Raw genomic sequence first — 15,283 nt, 5'->3', positions numbered from 1 at the left:
TGCCGATGTTCCACGTGGAACACCGAACCGGGGAAGAGGCCTTCGTTGAGTTCATCGACCAACTACGACTCGTCGACGCCCCTCGCACGCGAGGTCGCCGACCTGAACCGCCGGCGCAGGGCGATCGCGACGCAGCAGTTCCCCCTGCCCGATGCGACGCGCATCTTCACGGTCTCGAACCAGAAGGGCGGGGTCGGCAAGACCACCACCACGGTCAACCTGGCGGCAGCGCTGGCGCACGGTGGGGCTCGGGTGCTCGTCATCGACCTCGATCCGCAGGGCAACGCGTCGACGGCGCTCGGCGTCGACCACCAGGCCGAGGTCGCGAGCATCTACGACGTGATCGTCGACGAGGCACCGATCGCCGACACCGTGCAGCGCTCCCCCGAGTCGGAGACGCTGTGGTGTGTCCCCGCGACGATCCACCTCGCGGGCGCGGAGATCGAACTCGTCTCCCTCGTGGCGCGTGAACAGCGGCTCCGGACCGCGCTCGACCAGTACCTCTCCTCGCTCGAGGAGCCGTACCACTACGTCTTCATCGACTGCCCGCCCTCGCTGGGCCTCCTGACGATCAACGCGTTCGTCGCCGCGCAAGAGGTGCTCATCCCGATCCAGACCGAGTACTACGCGCTCGAGGGCCTCAGCCAGCTGCTCCGGAACATCGAGCTCATCGAGCGGCACCTCAACCCGAACCTGCGGGTCTCGACGATCCTCCTCACGATGTTCGACGGCCGGACGAACCTGTCGAACCAGGTCGCGGCGGATGTGCGGGAGCACTTCGGCGATCAGGTACTGGGCGCCGTGATCCCCCGATCAGTGCGGGTGAGCGAAGCGCCGAGCTACGGCCAGAGCGTCGTGTCGTACGACGTCAACTCGTCCGGGTCGTTGTCCTACCTGGAAGCAGCAGCCGAGATCGCAGCACGAGGAGCGAAGCACTGATGGCACCGAAGCGAACCGGACTCGGCCGAGGGATCGGCGCGCTGATCCCGACGGTGTCGGACCAGCAGGACCGACCCGTCGACGTCTTCTTCCCGACGGGTGGCTCGCCGGCATCGGCGCCGAGTTCGGGCGGCACCGCTGAGGACCTCGTCGCCGTCCCGGGCGCTCGGCTGGCGAACCTGAACCCGCTCGACGTCGTGCCGAACGCGCAGCAGCCCCGGAAGGAGTTCCGCGAGGAGGAGCTCCAGGAGCTCGTGCACTCGATTCGCGAGATCGGTGTGCTGCAGCCCATCGTCGTGCGCCCGATCCCCGGCGCCGGTGGTACCGAGCCGCAGTACGAACTCATCATGGGCGAGCGGCGGCTGCGCGCGGCGAAGGAGCTCGGGCTCGCCACGATCCCGGCGATCGTCAAGGAGACGCCGGACGACGCGATGCTCCGGGACGCTCTGCTCGAGAACCTGCACCGCGCACAGCTCAATGCACTCGAGGAGGCGTCGGCCTACCAGCAGCTCCTCGCAGACTTCGGTATCACGCAGGAGCAGCTCGCGCAGCGGATCGGTCGGTCACGCCCGCAGATCACCAACACCATCCGCCTCCTCCGCCTGCCCTCCCCCGTGCAGCGTCGGGTCGCCGCAGGTGTCCTGTCGGCCGGACACGCACGGGCGATCCTCGCGGCGCCGGATGCCGAGGCGATGGAGTACCTCGCGGAGAAGATCGTCAACGAGGACCTGTCGGTCCGCGCTGCCGAGGCCATCGCCCAGCAGCTCGCCACGAAGACGCCTGTGAAGGCCAAGCCGGAGCCCTCGAAGCGCCAGGCTCACTTCAATGACCTGGCGGAGCGGATCGGCGATCGGCTGAACACGCGCGTGAAGATCGCGGTCGGGGCACGCAAGAGCTCGGTGACGATCGACTTCGCCAACGGTGACGACCTCGACCGCATCCTCGGAGAGTTGGGCATCCGCGACGTCGCGGAGTGATCCCGTCAGGGGCGCTGTACGCCCCGCTGCCGGGACCGAGCGCGTCGGGCGTCCTCCGGGCTGACTGCCGCGCTGAACGTCCCGCAGGGAGCCGTGCAGCGGACCGCAGCAGGAGAGGTTCGTGGCACGTGTTGCGTCGTCACGGATGTTCCACGTGGAACCATCCGTGATCGTGACCTTGACCGTGACCGCGGCCGTCCGAAGGTGGCGCTCGGATGTTTCTCGACCCGGACCCGGCCGACCGCTAGCGTGGGAGCCACCGACGACGGAGGAGGGGCCGTGAGGGAACAGCAGCGGGGTCGACCATGGGGCGACGACGCGTTCGAGGATCCGCGGCGCCGCGGTCTGGTCGCGACCGCCTGGAGCATCCTGATGCGATCGGTGACGACGGTGCTCGCCGGCATCGACGGCCGTGCGCACCAACGGCAGCTTCCGCTCGACCCGCCGCAGGAGCGAACCGACTACCGACCGTTATGCTGCAGCGCTGCGACGCGCTCAGCCGTGCGAGTCGGCCCGGCAGAGCTGACGCAGCTTGTTCAGGCCGACGACGGCGAACACCGGCTTGAGCAGACTCATCTCGGGGAAGCGGTAGTCGTCCGCTGACACCAGCCGGGAGCCGAGATCCGGATCCTGGCGTCGGAGGTACGCACGGGCCTTCTCTGCATGCAGACCGTTCGAGCAGATGCTGATCGCGTCGAGGTCGCCGACGAGTGCACGCGCTGACGCGAGGTTCTCCCACGTCGTCGTGCTCTCGCGTTCCAGGAGGATTCGGCCCTGCCAGCCAGCCTCCCGCAACGCCTCGGCCAGGAGGTCGGCCTCGGGTACTGCTCCGCGCACGGCTCCCCCGCAGGCCACGACCTCGACCGCGAAGCCCTCGGCGACGAGTCGTGCTGCGGTACGGGCGCCGATACGAGCCCGCCAGCGGTTGACTGCGTGGGCCCGAGGACCGCGGTCGGCGAAGCCGAGCACGAGGACGGCGCACCGCGCAGGGGTGTCTCGACGATTTCCTAGAGCCTCACAGACCCGTGCCGTTCATGCACGCTCCGGGGGGAGCTCGAGCTCCTGTCGAGCGTGTGCCCGCGCGTGTACGGCCTCTCCCCACGCGAGCACTGCGCTCAGAGCACCGGCGGCGATCAAGACTGTCCGCGCGATCGGCGTTCCACGTGGAACATCGAGCCGGCGCATGATCAGCCGCGGTGGTCGCGGATGGCCTGCTCGGCCAGCTCGGCGTAGGTCCACCCGAGGTCGAAGCCGGAGGCACTGAGTGCCTGCGGGACGAGGGAGGTCTCGGTGAGCCCCGGCAACACGTTCGCCTCGAGGAACCACGGGGTACCCGCCCCGTCGATGATGAGGTCCACGCGGGACAGGTGGCGCAGCCCGAGTGCCGCATGCGCGGTCCTCGCTGCGTCCGCAGCAGCCTCGGCGAACTCCGGCGCCAGACGTGCGGGTGTGAAGAAGGTCGTCTCCCCCGCGTTGTACCGCGCCTCGAAGCCGTACGGGCCGTTCTTCGGAACGATCTCGACGGCCGAGAGCGCCACGGGGCCGTCACCCGTGTCGATGATCCCCACCGCGACCTCGGTCCCTCGGATGAGCTGCTCGACGATCACGTCGTCGCAGTAGGTGTAGGCCGTGACCATCGCGCGCGGGAGATCGTGCGGGTCCTCGACGAGTGTGACCCCTTGGGCGCTGCCGCCGCGAGCGGGCTTCACGGCGAGCGGGACCGGGTGCTCGACGGCGATGGCCTCGAGGACGCCGACCGCGCCGAGCTCCCGGAAGACGTCGTGCGACAGCGTGACGGACCGTGGCGTCCGCACGCCGGTACGAGCGACGAGCGCCGACGAGGTGGGCTTGTCCCAGGCGAGACGGGCTGAGGTCGAACGCGAGCCGACGAACGGGATGTCGAGCGCCTCCAGGATGCCCCGCAGTGCGCCGTCCTCTCCTGAGGCACCGTGCAGCGCCGGCCACACGACGTCGGGCCGGTCGTCACGGAGTGCGGGCAGCAGCGTCGCGTCGGCGTCGCGCAGGTCGACATTCCAGCCGTACCCCGTCAGCGAGTCCGCGACGCGCCGCCCGGATCGGAGGGAGACGTCCCGCTCATGCGAGATCCCTCCCGCGACGACGACGACGTGACGACGGGTGAGCTCGGCCATGCGAGGGTCCTCCGGGTGGTACTACAATGGAAAGTGCTGGTCAGGAGACGTTCGGTGGCGGTGCGACGACCGTGGTGCGCGCCTCGCGGACGGCACTCGGCCGGGTGGCGTGCCCGAACGTCTCGAGCAGTTCGAGCTCGTCGTTGACCACCGTCGCGAGGCGCTTGACGCCGAGACGGATCTGTTCAGGGGTCGGGTAGCAGAACGACAGTCGGATGTTGCCGCCGCCGCGTCCGTCGGCGTAGAACGCGGTCCCGGGCGTGTAGGCGACGAGCTCCTTCACCGCGCGCGGCAGCATGCCCTTGGAGTCGAGGGCCTCGGGCAGCGTGAGCCAGACGAAGAAGCCGCCGTTCGGCTTCGTCCACGACAGGTCGGGCAGGAACTCCCCCAAGGCGGACAGCATGGCGTCCCGGCGCTCCGCGTAGAGGCCCCGGAAGGTGTCGACCTGGCCCTTCCAGTCCGCGGCGTCCAGGTAGGCGTTCACGACGTACTGGCCGAAGGAGTTCGGGGCGAGGACGGCCGACTCGTTGGCGAGCACGAGCTTCTCGCGGATGGCGTGCGGCGCGAGGGCCCAGCCGACGCGGAAGCCCGGAGCGAGGGTCTTCGAGAAGGACCCGAGGTACACGACGCCCTCGTCGTCGATGGACCGGATGGCCTGCGGCGCGGGCTCGTCGAACCAGAGGAGCCCGTACGGGTTGTCCTCGAGCACGAGGATGCCGTTGGAGCGGCAGATGTCGAGCACCTCGATGCGCCGCTCGCGGCTCATCGTGACACCGGCCGGGTTGTGGAAGTTCGGGATCGTGTACAGGAACTTGATCCGCTTGCCCTGGGTCCGGAGGTTCGCGATGGCCTCGCGGAGCGCCTCGGGCACCAGGCCGTGCTCGTCGGTCGTCACGTGCACGGTCTCCGCCTGGTACGACCGGAAGACCCCGATGGCGCCGACGTACGAGGGCGACTCGGCCAGGACGACGTCGCCCGGGTCGATGAAGAGCCGCGTGACGAGGTCGAGCGCGTGCTGCGACCCCGTGGTGACGACGACGTCCTCGGCGCTGGCACGGATGCCCTCGAGGCTCATCACGTCGACGATGTGCTCGCGGAGGGAGCGCAGGCCCTGTCCCCCGCCGTACTGCAGCGCCATCGCGGCATCCTCGGTCATCACGCGGTCGATCGACCCGGTGACGAGCTCACGCGGCAGCGCGGAGACGTACGGCATGCCGCCGGCGAGCGAGACCACCTCGGGCCGCGAGGCGACGGCGAACAGGGCTCGGACCTCGGAGGCGCTCAGCCCGGCGGTGCGCTGGGCGTAGGAGTCGTACCAGGGGTCGAGGCTGTTGCCGTTCGTCATCGTGAACTCCGTTCAGTGGGACATTCCCGCCACACTACGACATCCGTTGCCGGATCCGCGGTGGGAGGCGGGGGCCGATCCTGAAGCTGTGGCCCTGCCACGCGCAGCCCGCGTCCGGGAACGCCGCGCAGGCCGCACCGGAGACCACGTGCAGCCCGCACCCGGGAACGGCGGACGGCCCCGCTCTCCGGGGAGAACGGGGCCGTCCGGTGGTGCTGGGGTGGACTACGCCAGGAACTCGGCGAGGTCGGCCTCGAGCGCCGGCTTCGGCTTCGCGCCGATGACCGTCTTGACGACCTCGCCGCCCTTGAACACCTTCATCGCCGGGATCGACGTGATCTGGTAGTTCATGGCCGACTGCGGGTTGTCGTCGACGTTGAGCTTGACGATCTCGATCTTGTCGGCGTGCTCCGCGGCGATCTGGTCGAGGATCGGCGAGACGGCGCGACACGGGCCGCACCACTCGGCCCAGAAGTCGACGAGGATGGTCTTGTCGGACTTGAGGACCTCGTCCGAGAAGGTGGCGTCGGTGACGGCCTTTGCGTTGGACATGTGTGCTCCTTCGAGAAGTTCAGTGGGTACAACGGCGGCGCCGCTGCGGTATTCCGAGTGGGTCAGACCCGTGCGGCCTCGACGTCGATCGTCGCGGGCGACTCCGGGGTGACGCCCTCGGCCTGGTCGGTCAGGGCGTCGTCGAGCTCTGCGAGGTACTTCTCGGCGTCGAGCGCCGCGACGGTGCCGGAACCCGCGGCCGTGATGGCCTGGCGGTAGGTCGGGTCGATGACGTCACCGGCGGCGAAGACGCCCGGCAGGTTCGTCTTCGAGGAGCGACCCTGGACCGCGATCGTGCCCTCGGGCGCGATGTCGATCTGGCCGTGGATCAGGTGCGTGCGGGGGTCGTTGCCGATCGCGATGAAGAGGCCGTCGAGCGCGAGCTCCGACTCCTCGCCGGTGACCGTGTCCTTGAGCGTCACGCCGGTGACGGCGGAGTCACCCTGGATGGCGGTGACCTCCTTGTTCCACGCGAACTCGATCTTCGGGTCGTTCGTCGCGCGGTCCTGCATGATCTTCGACGCCCGCAGGGAGTCCTTGCGGTGGATGACCGTCACCTTGTCCGCGAAGCGGGTGAGGAACGTGGCCTCCTCCATCGCGGAGTCACCGCCGCCGACGACGGCGATGTTCTTCTGGCGGAAGAAGAAGCCGTCGCACGTGGCGCACCAGCTCACGCCGTGGCCGGAGAGTCGTTCCTCGTCGGCGAGGCCGAGGTGGCGGTACGCCGAGCCCGTGGCGTAGATGACCGCGAGGGCCTCGTACGTCTCTCCGGAGCCGACGGTGACCTTCTTGACGTCACCGGTCAGGTCGACCGAGACGGCGTCGTCGTACAGGACTTCGGCACCGAACTTCTCGGCCTGTTCCTGCATCTTGATCATGAGGTCCGGGCCCTGGATCCCCTCGGGGAAGCCCGGGAAGTTCTCGACCTCGGTGGTCTTGGTGAGCTCGCCGCCGGTCTCGACGCTCGAGGCGACGATGAGGGGCTTGAGCTCCGCGCGCGCGGCGTAGATGCCGGCGGTGAACCCGGCGGGACCGGAACCGATGATGATGAGCTGGCGCATGCCTGGTGCCCTTCCGTTGCGTACTGACCGGGTCAACCCATGGTAGCGGCGGGACATTCCGCCGATCCGGTGTGCGCGCAGGCGGTGGTCAGCGACCGAGACGCTTCCGGAGCAGGGACACCGCGCCGGAGACCTCGCCGTTGCGGGCGACGACGAGTGCGCCGAAGTACACGCCCGCCATGACGGCGCCAGCGAGCACGATGGTGACGAAGGCCCCGGTGCGGTCGGACATCGCGAACCCGTCCGCCGCGAAGGCGCCGAGCGCGGTCACGACGCCGGCACCGGCGACACCCGCGACGAGCGCGGCGACGACGAACTGCAGGTGCGAGCGGGTGACGACCGGACCCTCGATGCCGTCCAGGCGGCGGCGGACCAGGACGAGCGCGACGATCGTCTGGGCCGTGCCGGCGAGGGTGGTGCACGCGGCGATCGACACACCGACCACGGACTGCGGGAAGGTGGCGACGGCCAGCGCGCCGACGACGAACAGCACCGACTGCACGCACTGCATGAGGAACGGGGTCCGGTGGTCGTGCATCGCCCAGAACACCCGCTGGATGATGAAGAGCATGCTGAACAGCACGAGTCCGGGCATGTAGGCGAGGAGCACCGCGCCGATGGAGAGCGCCTGGTCGAAGGTGCCGGCGAACATCCGTCCGAACGGCACGGACACGACGATCAGCGCCACGGTCGCGAACACCGTGAAGAGCCCGACGATCCGGAGCGAGAGCGACAGGTTGCGCCGCACGGCGTCCAGGTCCCCGCGCTCGGCGTCGTGGCTCATCCGCGTGAAGTACGCCGTCGCGATCGACACCGCGAAGATCGAGTGCGGCAGCATGAACAGGAGCCAGGCGTTCTGCAGCACCGCGTTGCCCGCGGCCCCCGTGCCGAGCGAGGCGACGCGCGACTGCACGATCCCGGCCAGCTGCGTCACGAGGATCATCGCGAAGAGCCACCCGGCAGCCGTGCCGGTCGCCTTCAGCCCGACGCCGCGCCAGCGGAAGTCCGGCCGGAACGACAGGCCGGCGCGCTTCCAGAAGAACGGCAGGAACGCGGCCTGTGCCAGCACCCCGAGCGAGGCGCTGCCCGCCAGCACCGCGATCTTCAGCGGGGTCCAGGCAACCACCGAGGAGTTCAGTTCCTGGCCGCCGAACATGGCGATGAACACGACGAGACCGGCGATCGCGATGACGTTGTTCAGCAGCGGTGCCCACGTGAAGGGGCCGAAGACCTGCTTCGCGTTGAGGACCTCGCCGAGGAGCGAGTACAGCGCGTAGAAGAGGATCTGCGGCAGGCACCAGAAGGCGAACGCCACCGCGAGGTCCGTCTGGGCCGGCGTGAAGCCCTTGCCGTCGCCGCCGGCCTGCTGGCTGTACAGCCAGACGAGGAACGGCGCGACGAGCGTCGCGACGACCGCGATGACGACGAACACGGTGGCGCCGAGCGTCACGATCTTGTTGACGTAGGCCGTCCCGCCGTCGCGGCTCTGCTGCATGGAGCGGACGATCTGCGGGATGAGCACCGCGGAGAGCAGGCCGCCGGCGATGAGCGCGTAGATGTTGTTCGGCAGCTGGTTCGCGAGCGCGAAGGCGTCGGCACCCGGCGAGTGGGCCTGGCCGATCGCGTACGCGAGGACGAACGTCTTGCCGAAGCCGAGGACGCGCGACAGCATCGTGCCCGCCGCGAGCATCGCACTCGCCCGTCCGAGGTTCCGCTCGGCCGCGGGCTCCGCGTCGACGGCGGGCTGCTGCTGCGTGCTGATGGTCGGCTCCTCGGGTTCACGGTCGGGGTCGACGACGGGTTCGTCGCGCGGTCCGGACTGGAGGCGCGGCGCACCCCCGTCGTGCACGGGCGCGTCCGCAGGACGCGGACCCGCCTGCTGCGGTGCGGGTCGCGTGGGAGCCGTCACGGTGGTGGTGCCGGCCGCAGCGGCGGCGGGAGCCGCCTGCGCGACGGTGGGCGTGCCTCCCGTCCGGCGGGGCGCACCGGGGGCGTCGGGCTGGACCTCGAGCGGCCGGTTCGGGTCGTCGTCGTCCTCGTCGTCGAGCTCGCCGTTGCGGCGGCGGATGCGCTTCCGGACACTGCGGAAGATGCCGAAGCCGAACAGCGCGACGAGGCCGATCGCCGCGACGGCGGTGATGACGGTCTCCCACTGCGCCTGCACGTTGAGCTCGACGGTGGACGGCTGCGAGATCGTGACGCCGGTCGGTGTCGTCAACGACATCGTCAGCGTGACCTTGCCGTTCGCGACGGAGCGGACCGGGACCGTCGCACGGGTGGAGGACTGCGGCTGGAGCTCGACCAGGATGTCGTTGCGGACGATGCGCAGGGCGGAGCTCGACGGCTGCACGGTGAGGCGCACCGTGACCGGGTACTCGGACCGGTTCCGGATCGACACCGGCAACGACGAGCGGTCCCCGAGGAGCGTCAGGGAGCTCGAGTCCGGGATGCTCACCTCGCTCGTGGTCCGGGTCCAGTCCTGCACCTGGGCGTCGACGGCGGTGTCGAGCGCGTCCGGCTCCACCCGCCAGGCGTTCGAGGCGAGGGCGAGCAGGTCGAGGCGTGCGGGGGCGGTGACCACGACCGGGTCGTCGACGGCGGACGCGAAGCCGATCAGGTCACGCTCGGAGGCGACGAGGCGCCGGAGCTGCGCGAGGCGCTGCTCGCCGTCGTCGGCCGGCGCGAGGGTGAGCGAGCCAGCGGTCGCCTTCGCGGCCGTCGAGAGGTCGGCCGGGGCGACCCACGGCGTGCCCTCGATGGCGTCGAGCGCCTGGCCCAACCGCGCGGAGTCGTTCGGCCAGTCGCGCCCGAGGGTCAGCAGGACGGGGCTCGTGGCGGAGCCGGCCCGTGCGGCGGTCGCCATGGTGGCGGTGAGCTCCGCCATCGCCGCGTCCCAGCGCTGCTGGTCGGTGGCCCCGGCCGCGTCGCGCAGCAGGGCGGACATGCCCTGGTCGGAGACGAGCACGCGCTGGTCGCCGATCCGCTCCGACGCGGCGACGGTCGTGTCCGGACCGGCGGAGGTGTTGCCGCTCGAGACGATCGTCGTGTCCGTGCCGGCCTTCGCCAGGGCGGGCAGGTCGTCGGTGGCGACGGTGCCCTCGACGGGCCAGGAGACGTCGTCGAGCGACCAGGGGAAGTCGAGCAGCTCCCGGGTGGTGGGGAGGGTCGGTGCCGTCTCGGTGCCGGTGCTGCCGGCGGTGGCGTCGTCGGTCGGGGTGGGGACGTCGGACGGCGACGCCGTGTCGCCCGGGGTGGCGGAGGCCGTGGGGCCCATCGGGGTCGGCGTCGGGGTGCTCGCGCCGGGGAAGTGGTCCTCGTCGACCTGCTGGTCGAGGGAGATGACGCCCGGGATGCCGTCCGCACCCGCTTGCCGGAGCCCGGTGACGTCGGCGTCGGCCCACGGCAGGGCGAAGGTCTCGTTGCGGAGTCCCTCGAGCCGGTCGAGCCAGGCCGTCGCCGTCGAGGGGGCGTCCTGCCCGAGGAGTCGGATCGAGGCGATGATCCGCGGGTCGACCGCCACCGCGACGTTGTGGTCCTCCGCCGCGTCGAGCTGCTGCTGCAGCGTGCCGTCGACGGAGGTCGCGGCGGCCAGGGCGTTCGCACCGATGACCCCGTCGGGGGTGGCGGGGAGCGTGACGGGCATCGCGACCGAGACGCCGAGCGGGGCCTGCTGGAAGTCCGGGTACCAGGTGACGGCGGACCGTGCGACGGCGGTGGTGTCGCCCGCGGTGTACTCGGCGGCGATGCGTCGGGCCCCGAAGGACGAGTACCCGCCGAGTGCCACGTTGCCGGGCACGATGGTCACCGTCTGGGTCACCGTCCGGTGCGCCGGGACCGCCGGGACGTCCACCGTGTCCATCGGGGCGCCGAGGTAACCGGACGTGCTGGTGTCGTCGAGCCAGTCGGCGAGGACGTCGCGCGTGCTCTCGGACCGGAAGATGTCGAGCTCGGCCCGTCCCGCGGGGACGTCCCGGTCCGTGTCGTTCGTGACGGTGAGGGTGAGCTCGAGGTCCTCGTCGCGACGGACGATCCCGCGGTGCGCCGGTGCGATCGAGACGGTGGTCCGACCCTGGTCGGCGGCCGTCGGCTCGGCCGTGCGGGTGGTCGTGCCGGACGCCGCGGTGTGCGTCGTCGAGGTCCCGGCTGCCAGGACGGCGTCGGTGGCCGCGGGCGTGGTGACGAGACCGATGGCGACGAGGGCCGTCGCTGCGGCGGCGAGCGTGGAGCGGAGGATCTGCATACAGGGAGGCCCGAGGGTCGGTTCCGGCCGAGCACGAGTGTACGAGGGGCAGACGGGGACGATCCCGTGGGCGCTCGGTCCGTGCAGAACTCGTGGACGGTCTTCTGGGAGGATGAGGTCCGTCATGCAGTCCGTTGCCCAGGCCGTCGAACGACTCGACGCACTCGCCGCCACCGAGCCCGTCGCCCTCCTCGCTCGGTCGTTCGCCGACGCCGGACACGAGCTGGCCCTGGTCGGCGGACCGGTGCGCGACGCCTTCCTCGGCCGCCCCGTGACCGACCTCGACTTCACCACGGACGCCACCCCCGAGCAGACGCTCGCGATCGTCGAGCCGATCGCGAGCGCGACCTGGGACGTCGGTCGGCAGTTCGGCACGATCGCCGCACGCATCCGCGGCGAGCAGGTCGAGATCACGACCTACCGCAGCGACGTCTACGACGGCGAGACGCGCAAGCCCGAGGTCGCGTTCGGCGACACCATCGAGGACGACCTGCTCCGCCGGGACTTCACGGTGAACGCGATGGCGCTCCGACTCCCCCAGCGCGAGCTCGTCGACGTGCACGGCGGCGTCGAGGACCTGCTGGCGCAGCGCCTGCACACGCCCCAGGCCGCACCGGTGTCGTTCCGTGACGACCCGCTGCGGATGATGCGGGCCGCGCGCTTCACCGCACAGCTCGGCTTCACGGTGTCCGACGAGGTCCGTGACGCCATGACCGCGCTCGCCGACTCGATCGACATCGTCTCCGCCGAGCGCGTGCGGGACGAGCTGGTCAAGCTGCTCGACACGTCGGACCCGGTCCCCGGGATCCGGCTCCTCGTCGACACCGGCCTGGCCGAACGGTTCCTGCCGGAGCTGCCGGCGATGCGGCTCGAGATCGACGAGCACCACCACCACAAGGACGTCTACGAGCACTCGCTCACCGTGCTCGAGCAGGCCATCGGGTACGAGGCCGAGCGGCACCCGGGCGAGGCGCCCGACACGGTGCTGCGGCTCGCGGCGCTCCTGCACGACATCGGCAAGCCGGCCACCCGGAAGCTCGAGCCCGGCGGGGCGGTGAGCTTCCACCACCACGACCTGGTCGGGTCGAAGCTCGCGAAGAAGCGACTCCGGGCGCTGCGCTTCGACAACGACACCATCGCCGCGGTCGCCCGCCTGATCGAGCTGCACCTGCGGTTCTTCGGCTACACCGAGGGCGCCTGGACCGACTCGGCCGTGCGCCGGTACGTGCGGGACGCCGGTCCCCTGCTCGAACGGCTCCACGAGCTGACCCGCTCCGACGTGACCACCCGGAACCGGCGGAAGGCCGACCGGCTGGGCTTCGCGTACGACGACCTCGAGGCGCGCATCACGACCCTGGCCGACCAGGAGGAGCTCGACGCGATCAGGCCGGACCTGACGGGTGACGACATCATGCGGATCCTCGACATCTCGCCGGGACGCGCCGTGGGCGAGGCGTACCGGTACCTGCTCGAGGTCCGGATGGACGAGGGACCCCTCGGCGCGGACGAGGCCGAGGCCCGCCTGCGCGCCTGGTGGGCCGAACGCGACGCGACCGCCTGACAGCCCGCGATCGCCGGGTCGAACGCGACCGCCTGGCGGGCCGGAGCCGCTCTGCACAGCCGGTGGCGCGCCTCCAGGCCGTGAGCTAGGCTAGTGGGGTTGTCCACGCGCTCCTGCGTGTCCGGACACATGCATCAACCCTCCTGCTCCGGGAACCGCCCGGAGCCGCCGAGACCAAAGGAGGTGGGTTCCGCATGCACCAGTACGAACTGATGGCGATCCTCGACCCCGAGATCGACGAGCGCACCGTCGCTCCCAGCCTGGACAAGTTCCTCGCGGTCATCCGCAACGACGGTGGCACCGTCGACAACGTGGACGTCTGGGGCCGTCGTCGCCTGGCCTACGAGATCGCGAAGAAGTCCGAGGGCATCTACGCCGTCGTCGACTTCACCTCGAGCCCCGAGGCCGCCAAGGAGCTCGACCGTCAGCTCGGTCTCTCCGAGGCCGTGCTCCGCACGAAGGTCCTCCGCGCAGAGGAGGCGATCGCCCAGGTCGCCGCCCAGAAGCAGCGCGACGAGGCCCGTGCGGCCCGCAAGGCCGCCAACGCGACCGCGACCGCCGAGTAGCTCATGGCCGGCGAAACCGTCATCACGGTGGTGGGCAACCTCACCGCGGACCCCGAGCTGCGCTACACGCAGAACGGGCTCGCGGTGGCGAACTTCACCATCGCATCCACCCCTCGCACGTTCGACCGTCAGGCGAACGAGTGGAAGGACGGCGACGCGCTGTTCCTCCGGGCGAGCGTGTGGCGCGAGTTCGCCGAGCACGTGGCGGGCTCGCTGACGAAGGGCATGCGCGTCATGGCGCAGGGCCGTCTGCGTCAGCGCTCCTACCAGGACCGTGAGGGCCAGCAGCGCACGAGCATCGAGCTCGAGGTCGACGAGATCGGCCCGTCGCTCCGCTACGCGACCGCACAGGTCACCCGTGCCGCGGGTGGCTCCGGTGGCGGTCGTGGCCAGGTCGGTGGCGGCAACGCCTCCGGTGGCCAGGGCGGCAACGGCGGCGGCTGGAACGGCAACAGCAACAACAGCGGCGGCGGTCAGTCGGACGCACCGTGGTCGCCCCAGGGCGGCCAGCAGGGTGGCAACGCACAGTCGAACGACGTGTGGAGCCAGCCCGGTGGCTCGTACGACGACGAGACCCCGTTCTGATCCTCAGCGGTCTGACGGACACACAACTTCTTCTTCTCTAAGGAATCACAATGGCTGGAAAGAGCACCGGCGACCGCCGGAAGCCTCGCGGCAAGGGCGGCAAGAACGCCGCTCCCGCGAAGTCGATCAAGGTCGGCGTCATCGACTACAAGGACGTCGCGACCCTGCGCAAGTTCATCTCGGAGCGTGGCAAGATCCGCGCCCGTCGCATCACCGGCGTCTCCGTCCAGGAGCAGCGCCTCATCGCCCGTGCCGTGAAGAACGCCCGTGAGATGGCGCTCCTCCCCTACGCCGGCTCCGGCCGCTGATCGGAGGACTTCCCATGTCGAAGCTCATCCTCACCCACGAGGTCTCCGGCCTCGGTTCCGCCGGTGACGTCGTCGACGTCAAGAACGGCTACGCCCGCAACTACCTCATCCCCCAGGGCTTCGCCGTCGCGTGGTCCAAGGGCGGCGAGAAGCAGGTCGAGTCGATCCGTGCGGCCCGTGCCGCTCGCGAACTCGCCACCATCGAAGAGGCGCAGGACCTCAAGATGAAGCTCGAGAACGCGACCATCAAGCTGACCGTCAAGGCCGGCAAGGACGGTCGTCTGTTCGGCTCCGTCCGTCCGGGCGACGTCGCCGACGCCGTCCAGGCGCAGGGCGTCGGCTCGCTCGACAAGCGCAAGGTCGAGGTCCCCGCGACCATCAAGACCGTCGGTGACCACGAGGCCACCGTCCGCCTGCGCGAGGACATCACCGCCGTGATCTCCCTCCAGGTCGTCGCCGCCAAGTAGGGCAGCGCCACCACCGTCGAAGGGCGGGTCTCCTCCGGGAGGCCCGCCCTTCGTCGTGCCCGCGGGTCGCGTCCGCCGGACGGTCGGGTGTGCACGTCGAGTTCATCGCCGACGCGTGCTGCGGAACTCCAGGTGAACAACCCTCGAACACCCCCGTTCGGGGGCATCCCCGCCGGTACCGTCGTCTCGGCTTCCGGTTCCGGAGGCGAACGACATCGAGACCAGGAGCACGACATGCCCAACTTGAACGTCACCTACGGCGAGATGCAGGACGCCGCGACCCGACTCGTGAACGGTGAGCAGGACATCACCTCGAAGCTGCGTGAGCTGAAGGCCCTCGTCGACTCGCTGATCAGCGGCGGCTACGTGACCGACCAGTCCTCGGTGGCGTTCGGCAGCTCGTACCAGGAGTTCAACGACGGTGCGACGAAGACCATCGAGGGGCTCGAGGGCATGTCGATGTACCTCAACAAGGCGGCCGAGGCGCTGCAGCAGACCGACCAGGAACTCGCGAACGCCATCAAGTAGCGCG

General features: G+C 70.3%; 14 protein-coding genes. 8 read left to right on the top strand and 6 right to left on the bottom strand.

The window, feature by feature from the left end; genetic code table 11:
• Positions 1-45 precede the first annotated feature (45 nt).
• Positions 46-939: a ParA family protein gene (locus tag AB0N84_RS11250; protein WP_069712637.1), complete on the top strand. Its 894-nt coding sequence runs from the start codon at positions 46-48 to the stop codon at positions 937-939.
• The gene (locus tag AB0N84_RS11245) at positions 939-1,916 is read left to right on the top strand and encodes a ParB/RepB/Spo0J family partition protein (protein WP_363546257.1); all 978 of its coding nucleotides are present in this window, start codon (positions 939-941) and stop codon (positions 1,914-1,916) included. The genes AB0N84_RS11250 and AB0N84_RS11245 overlap by 1 nt, the downstream gene beginning before the upstream one ends.
• A gap of 495 nt (positions 1,917-2,411) precedes the next feature.
• Here AB0N84_RS11245 and AB0N84_RS11240 read toward each other — a convergent pair whose 3' ends face one another.
• The 6 genes from AB0N84_RS11240 to AB0N84_RS11215 all read right to left on the bottom strand — a co-directional run bounded on the left by AB0N84_RS11240 (position 2,412) and on the right by AB0N84_RS11215 (position 11,264).
• Positions 2,412-2,885, bottom strand: coding sequence for a YdcF family protein (locus AB0N84_RS11240; RefSeq protein WP_363546254.1), 474 nt, complete (start codon positions 2,883-2,885; stop codon positions 2,412-2,414).
• Between the two features lie 218 nt (positions 2,886-3,103).
• On the bottom strand, positions 3,104-4,066 hold the full coding sequence (locus tag AB0N84_RS11235) for a D-alanine--D-alanine ligase (RefSeq protein ID WP_363546251.1): 963 nt from the start codon (positions 4,064-4,066) through the stop codon (positions 3,104-3,106).
• A gap of 40 nt (positions 4,067-4,106) precedes the next feature.
• On the bottom strand, positions 4,107-5,411 hold the full coding sequence (locus AB0N84_RS11230; protein WP_363546248.1) for a PLP-dependent aminotransferase family protein: 1,305 nt from the start codon (positions 5,409-5,411) through the stop codon (positions 4,107-4,109).
• Positions 5,412-5,636: 225 nt separating this feature from the next.
• Positions 5,637-5,963: a thioredoxin gene (gene trxA, locus AB0N84_RS11225; RefSeq protein ID WP_022832611.1), complete on the bottom strand. Its 327-nt coding sequence runs from the start codon at positions 5,961-5,963 to the stop codon at positions 5,637-5,639.
• A 62-nt stretch (positions 5,964-6,025) separates the two neighbouring features.
• The gene (gene trxB / locus AB0N84_RS11220; RefSeq protein WP_069712632.1) at positions 6,026-7,024 is read right to left on the bottom strand and encodes a thioredoxin-disulfide reductase; all 999 of its coding nucleotides are present in this window, start codon (positions 7,022-7,024) and stop codon (positions 6,026-6,028) included.
• A gap of 88 nt (positions 7,025-7,112) precedes the next feature.
• Positions 7,113-11,264, bottom strand: a complete 4,152-nt coding sequence (locus tag AB0N84_RS11215) for a DUF6049 family protein (RefSeq protein WP_363546244.1) — start codon at positions 11,262-11,264, stop codon at positions 7,113-7,115.
• A gap of 124 nt (positions 11,265-11,388) precedes the next feature.
• Here AB0N84_RS11215 and AB0N84_RS11210 point away from each other — a divergent pair, with 124 nt between their 5' ends.
• From AB0N84_RS11210 to AB0N84_RS11185, 6 genes are all read left to right on the top strand, one after another.
• Positions 11,389-12,825: a CCA tRNA nucleotidyltransferase gene (locus AB0N84_RS11210; RefSeq protein ID WP_069712733.1), complete on the top strand. Its 1,437-nt coding sequence runs from the start codon at positions 11,389-11,391 to the stop codon at positions 12,823-12,825.
• A 194-nt stretch (positions 12,826-13,019) separates the two neighbouring features.
• On the top strand, positions 13,020-13,391 hold the full coding sequence (gene rpsF / locus AB0N84_RS11205; RefSeq protein WP_069712631.1) for a 30S ribosomal protein S6: 372 nt from the start codon (positions 13,020-13,022) through the stop codon (positions 13,389-13,391).
• Positions 13,392-13,394: 3 nt separating this feature from the next.
• The gene (locus AB0N84_RS11200; protein ID WP_363546240.1) at positions 13,395-13,976 is read left to right on the top strand and encodes a single-stranded DNA-binding protein; all 582 of its coding nucleotides are present in this window, start codon (positions 13,395-13,397) and stop codon (positions 13,974-13,976) included.
• Positions 13,977-14,026: 50 nt separating this feature from the next.
• Positions 14,027-14,284, top strand: a complete 258-nt coding sequence (rpsR, locus tag AB0N84_RS11195) for a 30S ribosomal protein S18 (RefSeq protein WP_017887834.1) — start codon at positions 14,027-14,029, stop codon at positions 14,282-14,284.
• A gap of 14 nt (positions 14,285-14,298) precedes the next feature.
• Complete coding sequence (gene rplI / locus AB0N84_RS11190; RefSeq protein ID WP_069712629.1) at positions 14,299-14,751, top strand: 50S ribosomal protein L9; 453 nt, start codon at positions 14,299-14,301, stop codon at positions 14,749-14,751.
• 234 nt (positions 14,752-14,985) lie between these two features.
• The gene (locus AB0N84_RS11185) at positions 14,986-15,279 is read left to right on the top strand and encodes a WXG100 family type VII secretion target (RefSeq protein WP_058748771.1); all 294 of its coding nucleotides are present in this window, start codon (positions 14,986-14,988) and stop codon (positions 15,277-15,279) included.
• Positions 15,280-15,283 lie beyond the last annotated feature (4 nt).

Origin of the sequence: Curtobacterium sp. NPDC089185 (genome assembly GCF_040685235.1) — a bacterium.
Taxonomy (GTDB): Bacteria; Actinomycetota; Actinomycetes; order Actinomycetales; family Microbacteriaceae; genus Curtobacterium; species Curtobacterium citri.
Note: the sequence above shows the minus strand (reverse complement) of the source record. Positions and strands in the feature narration are given on the sequence as shown.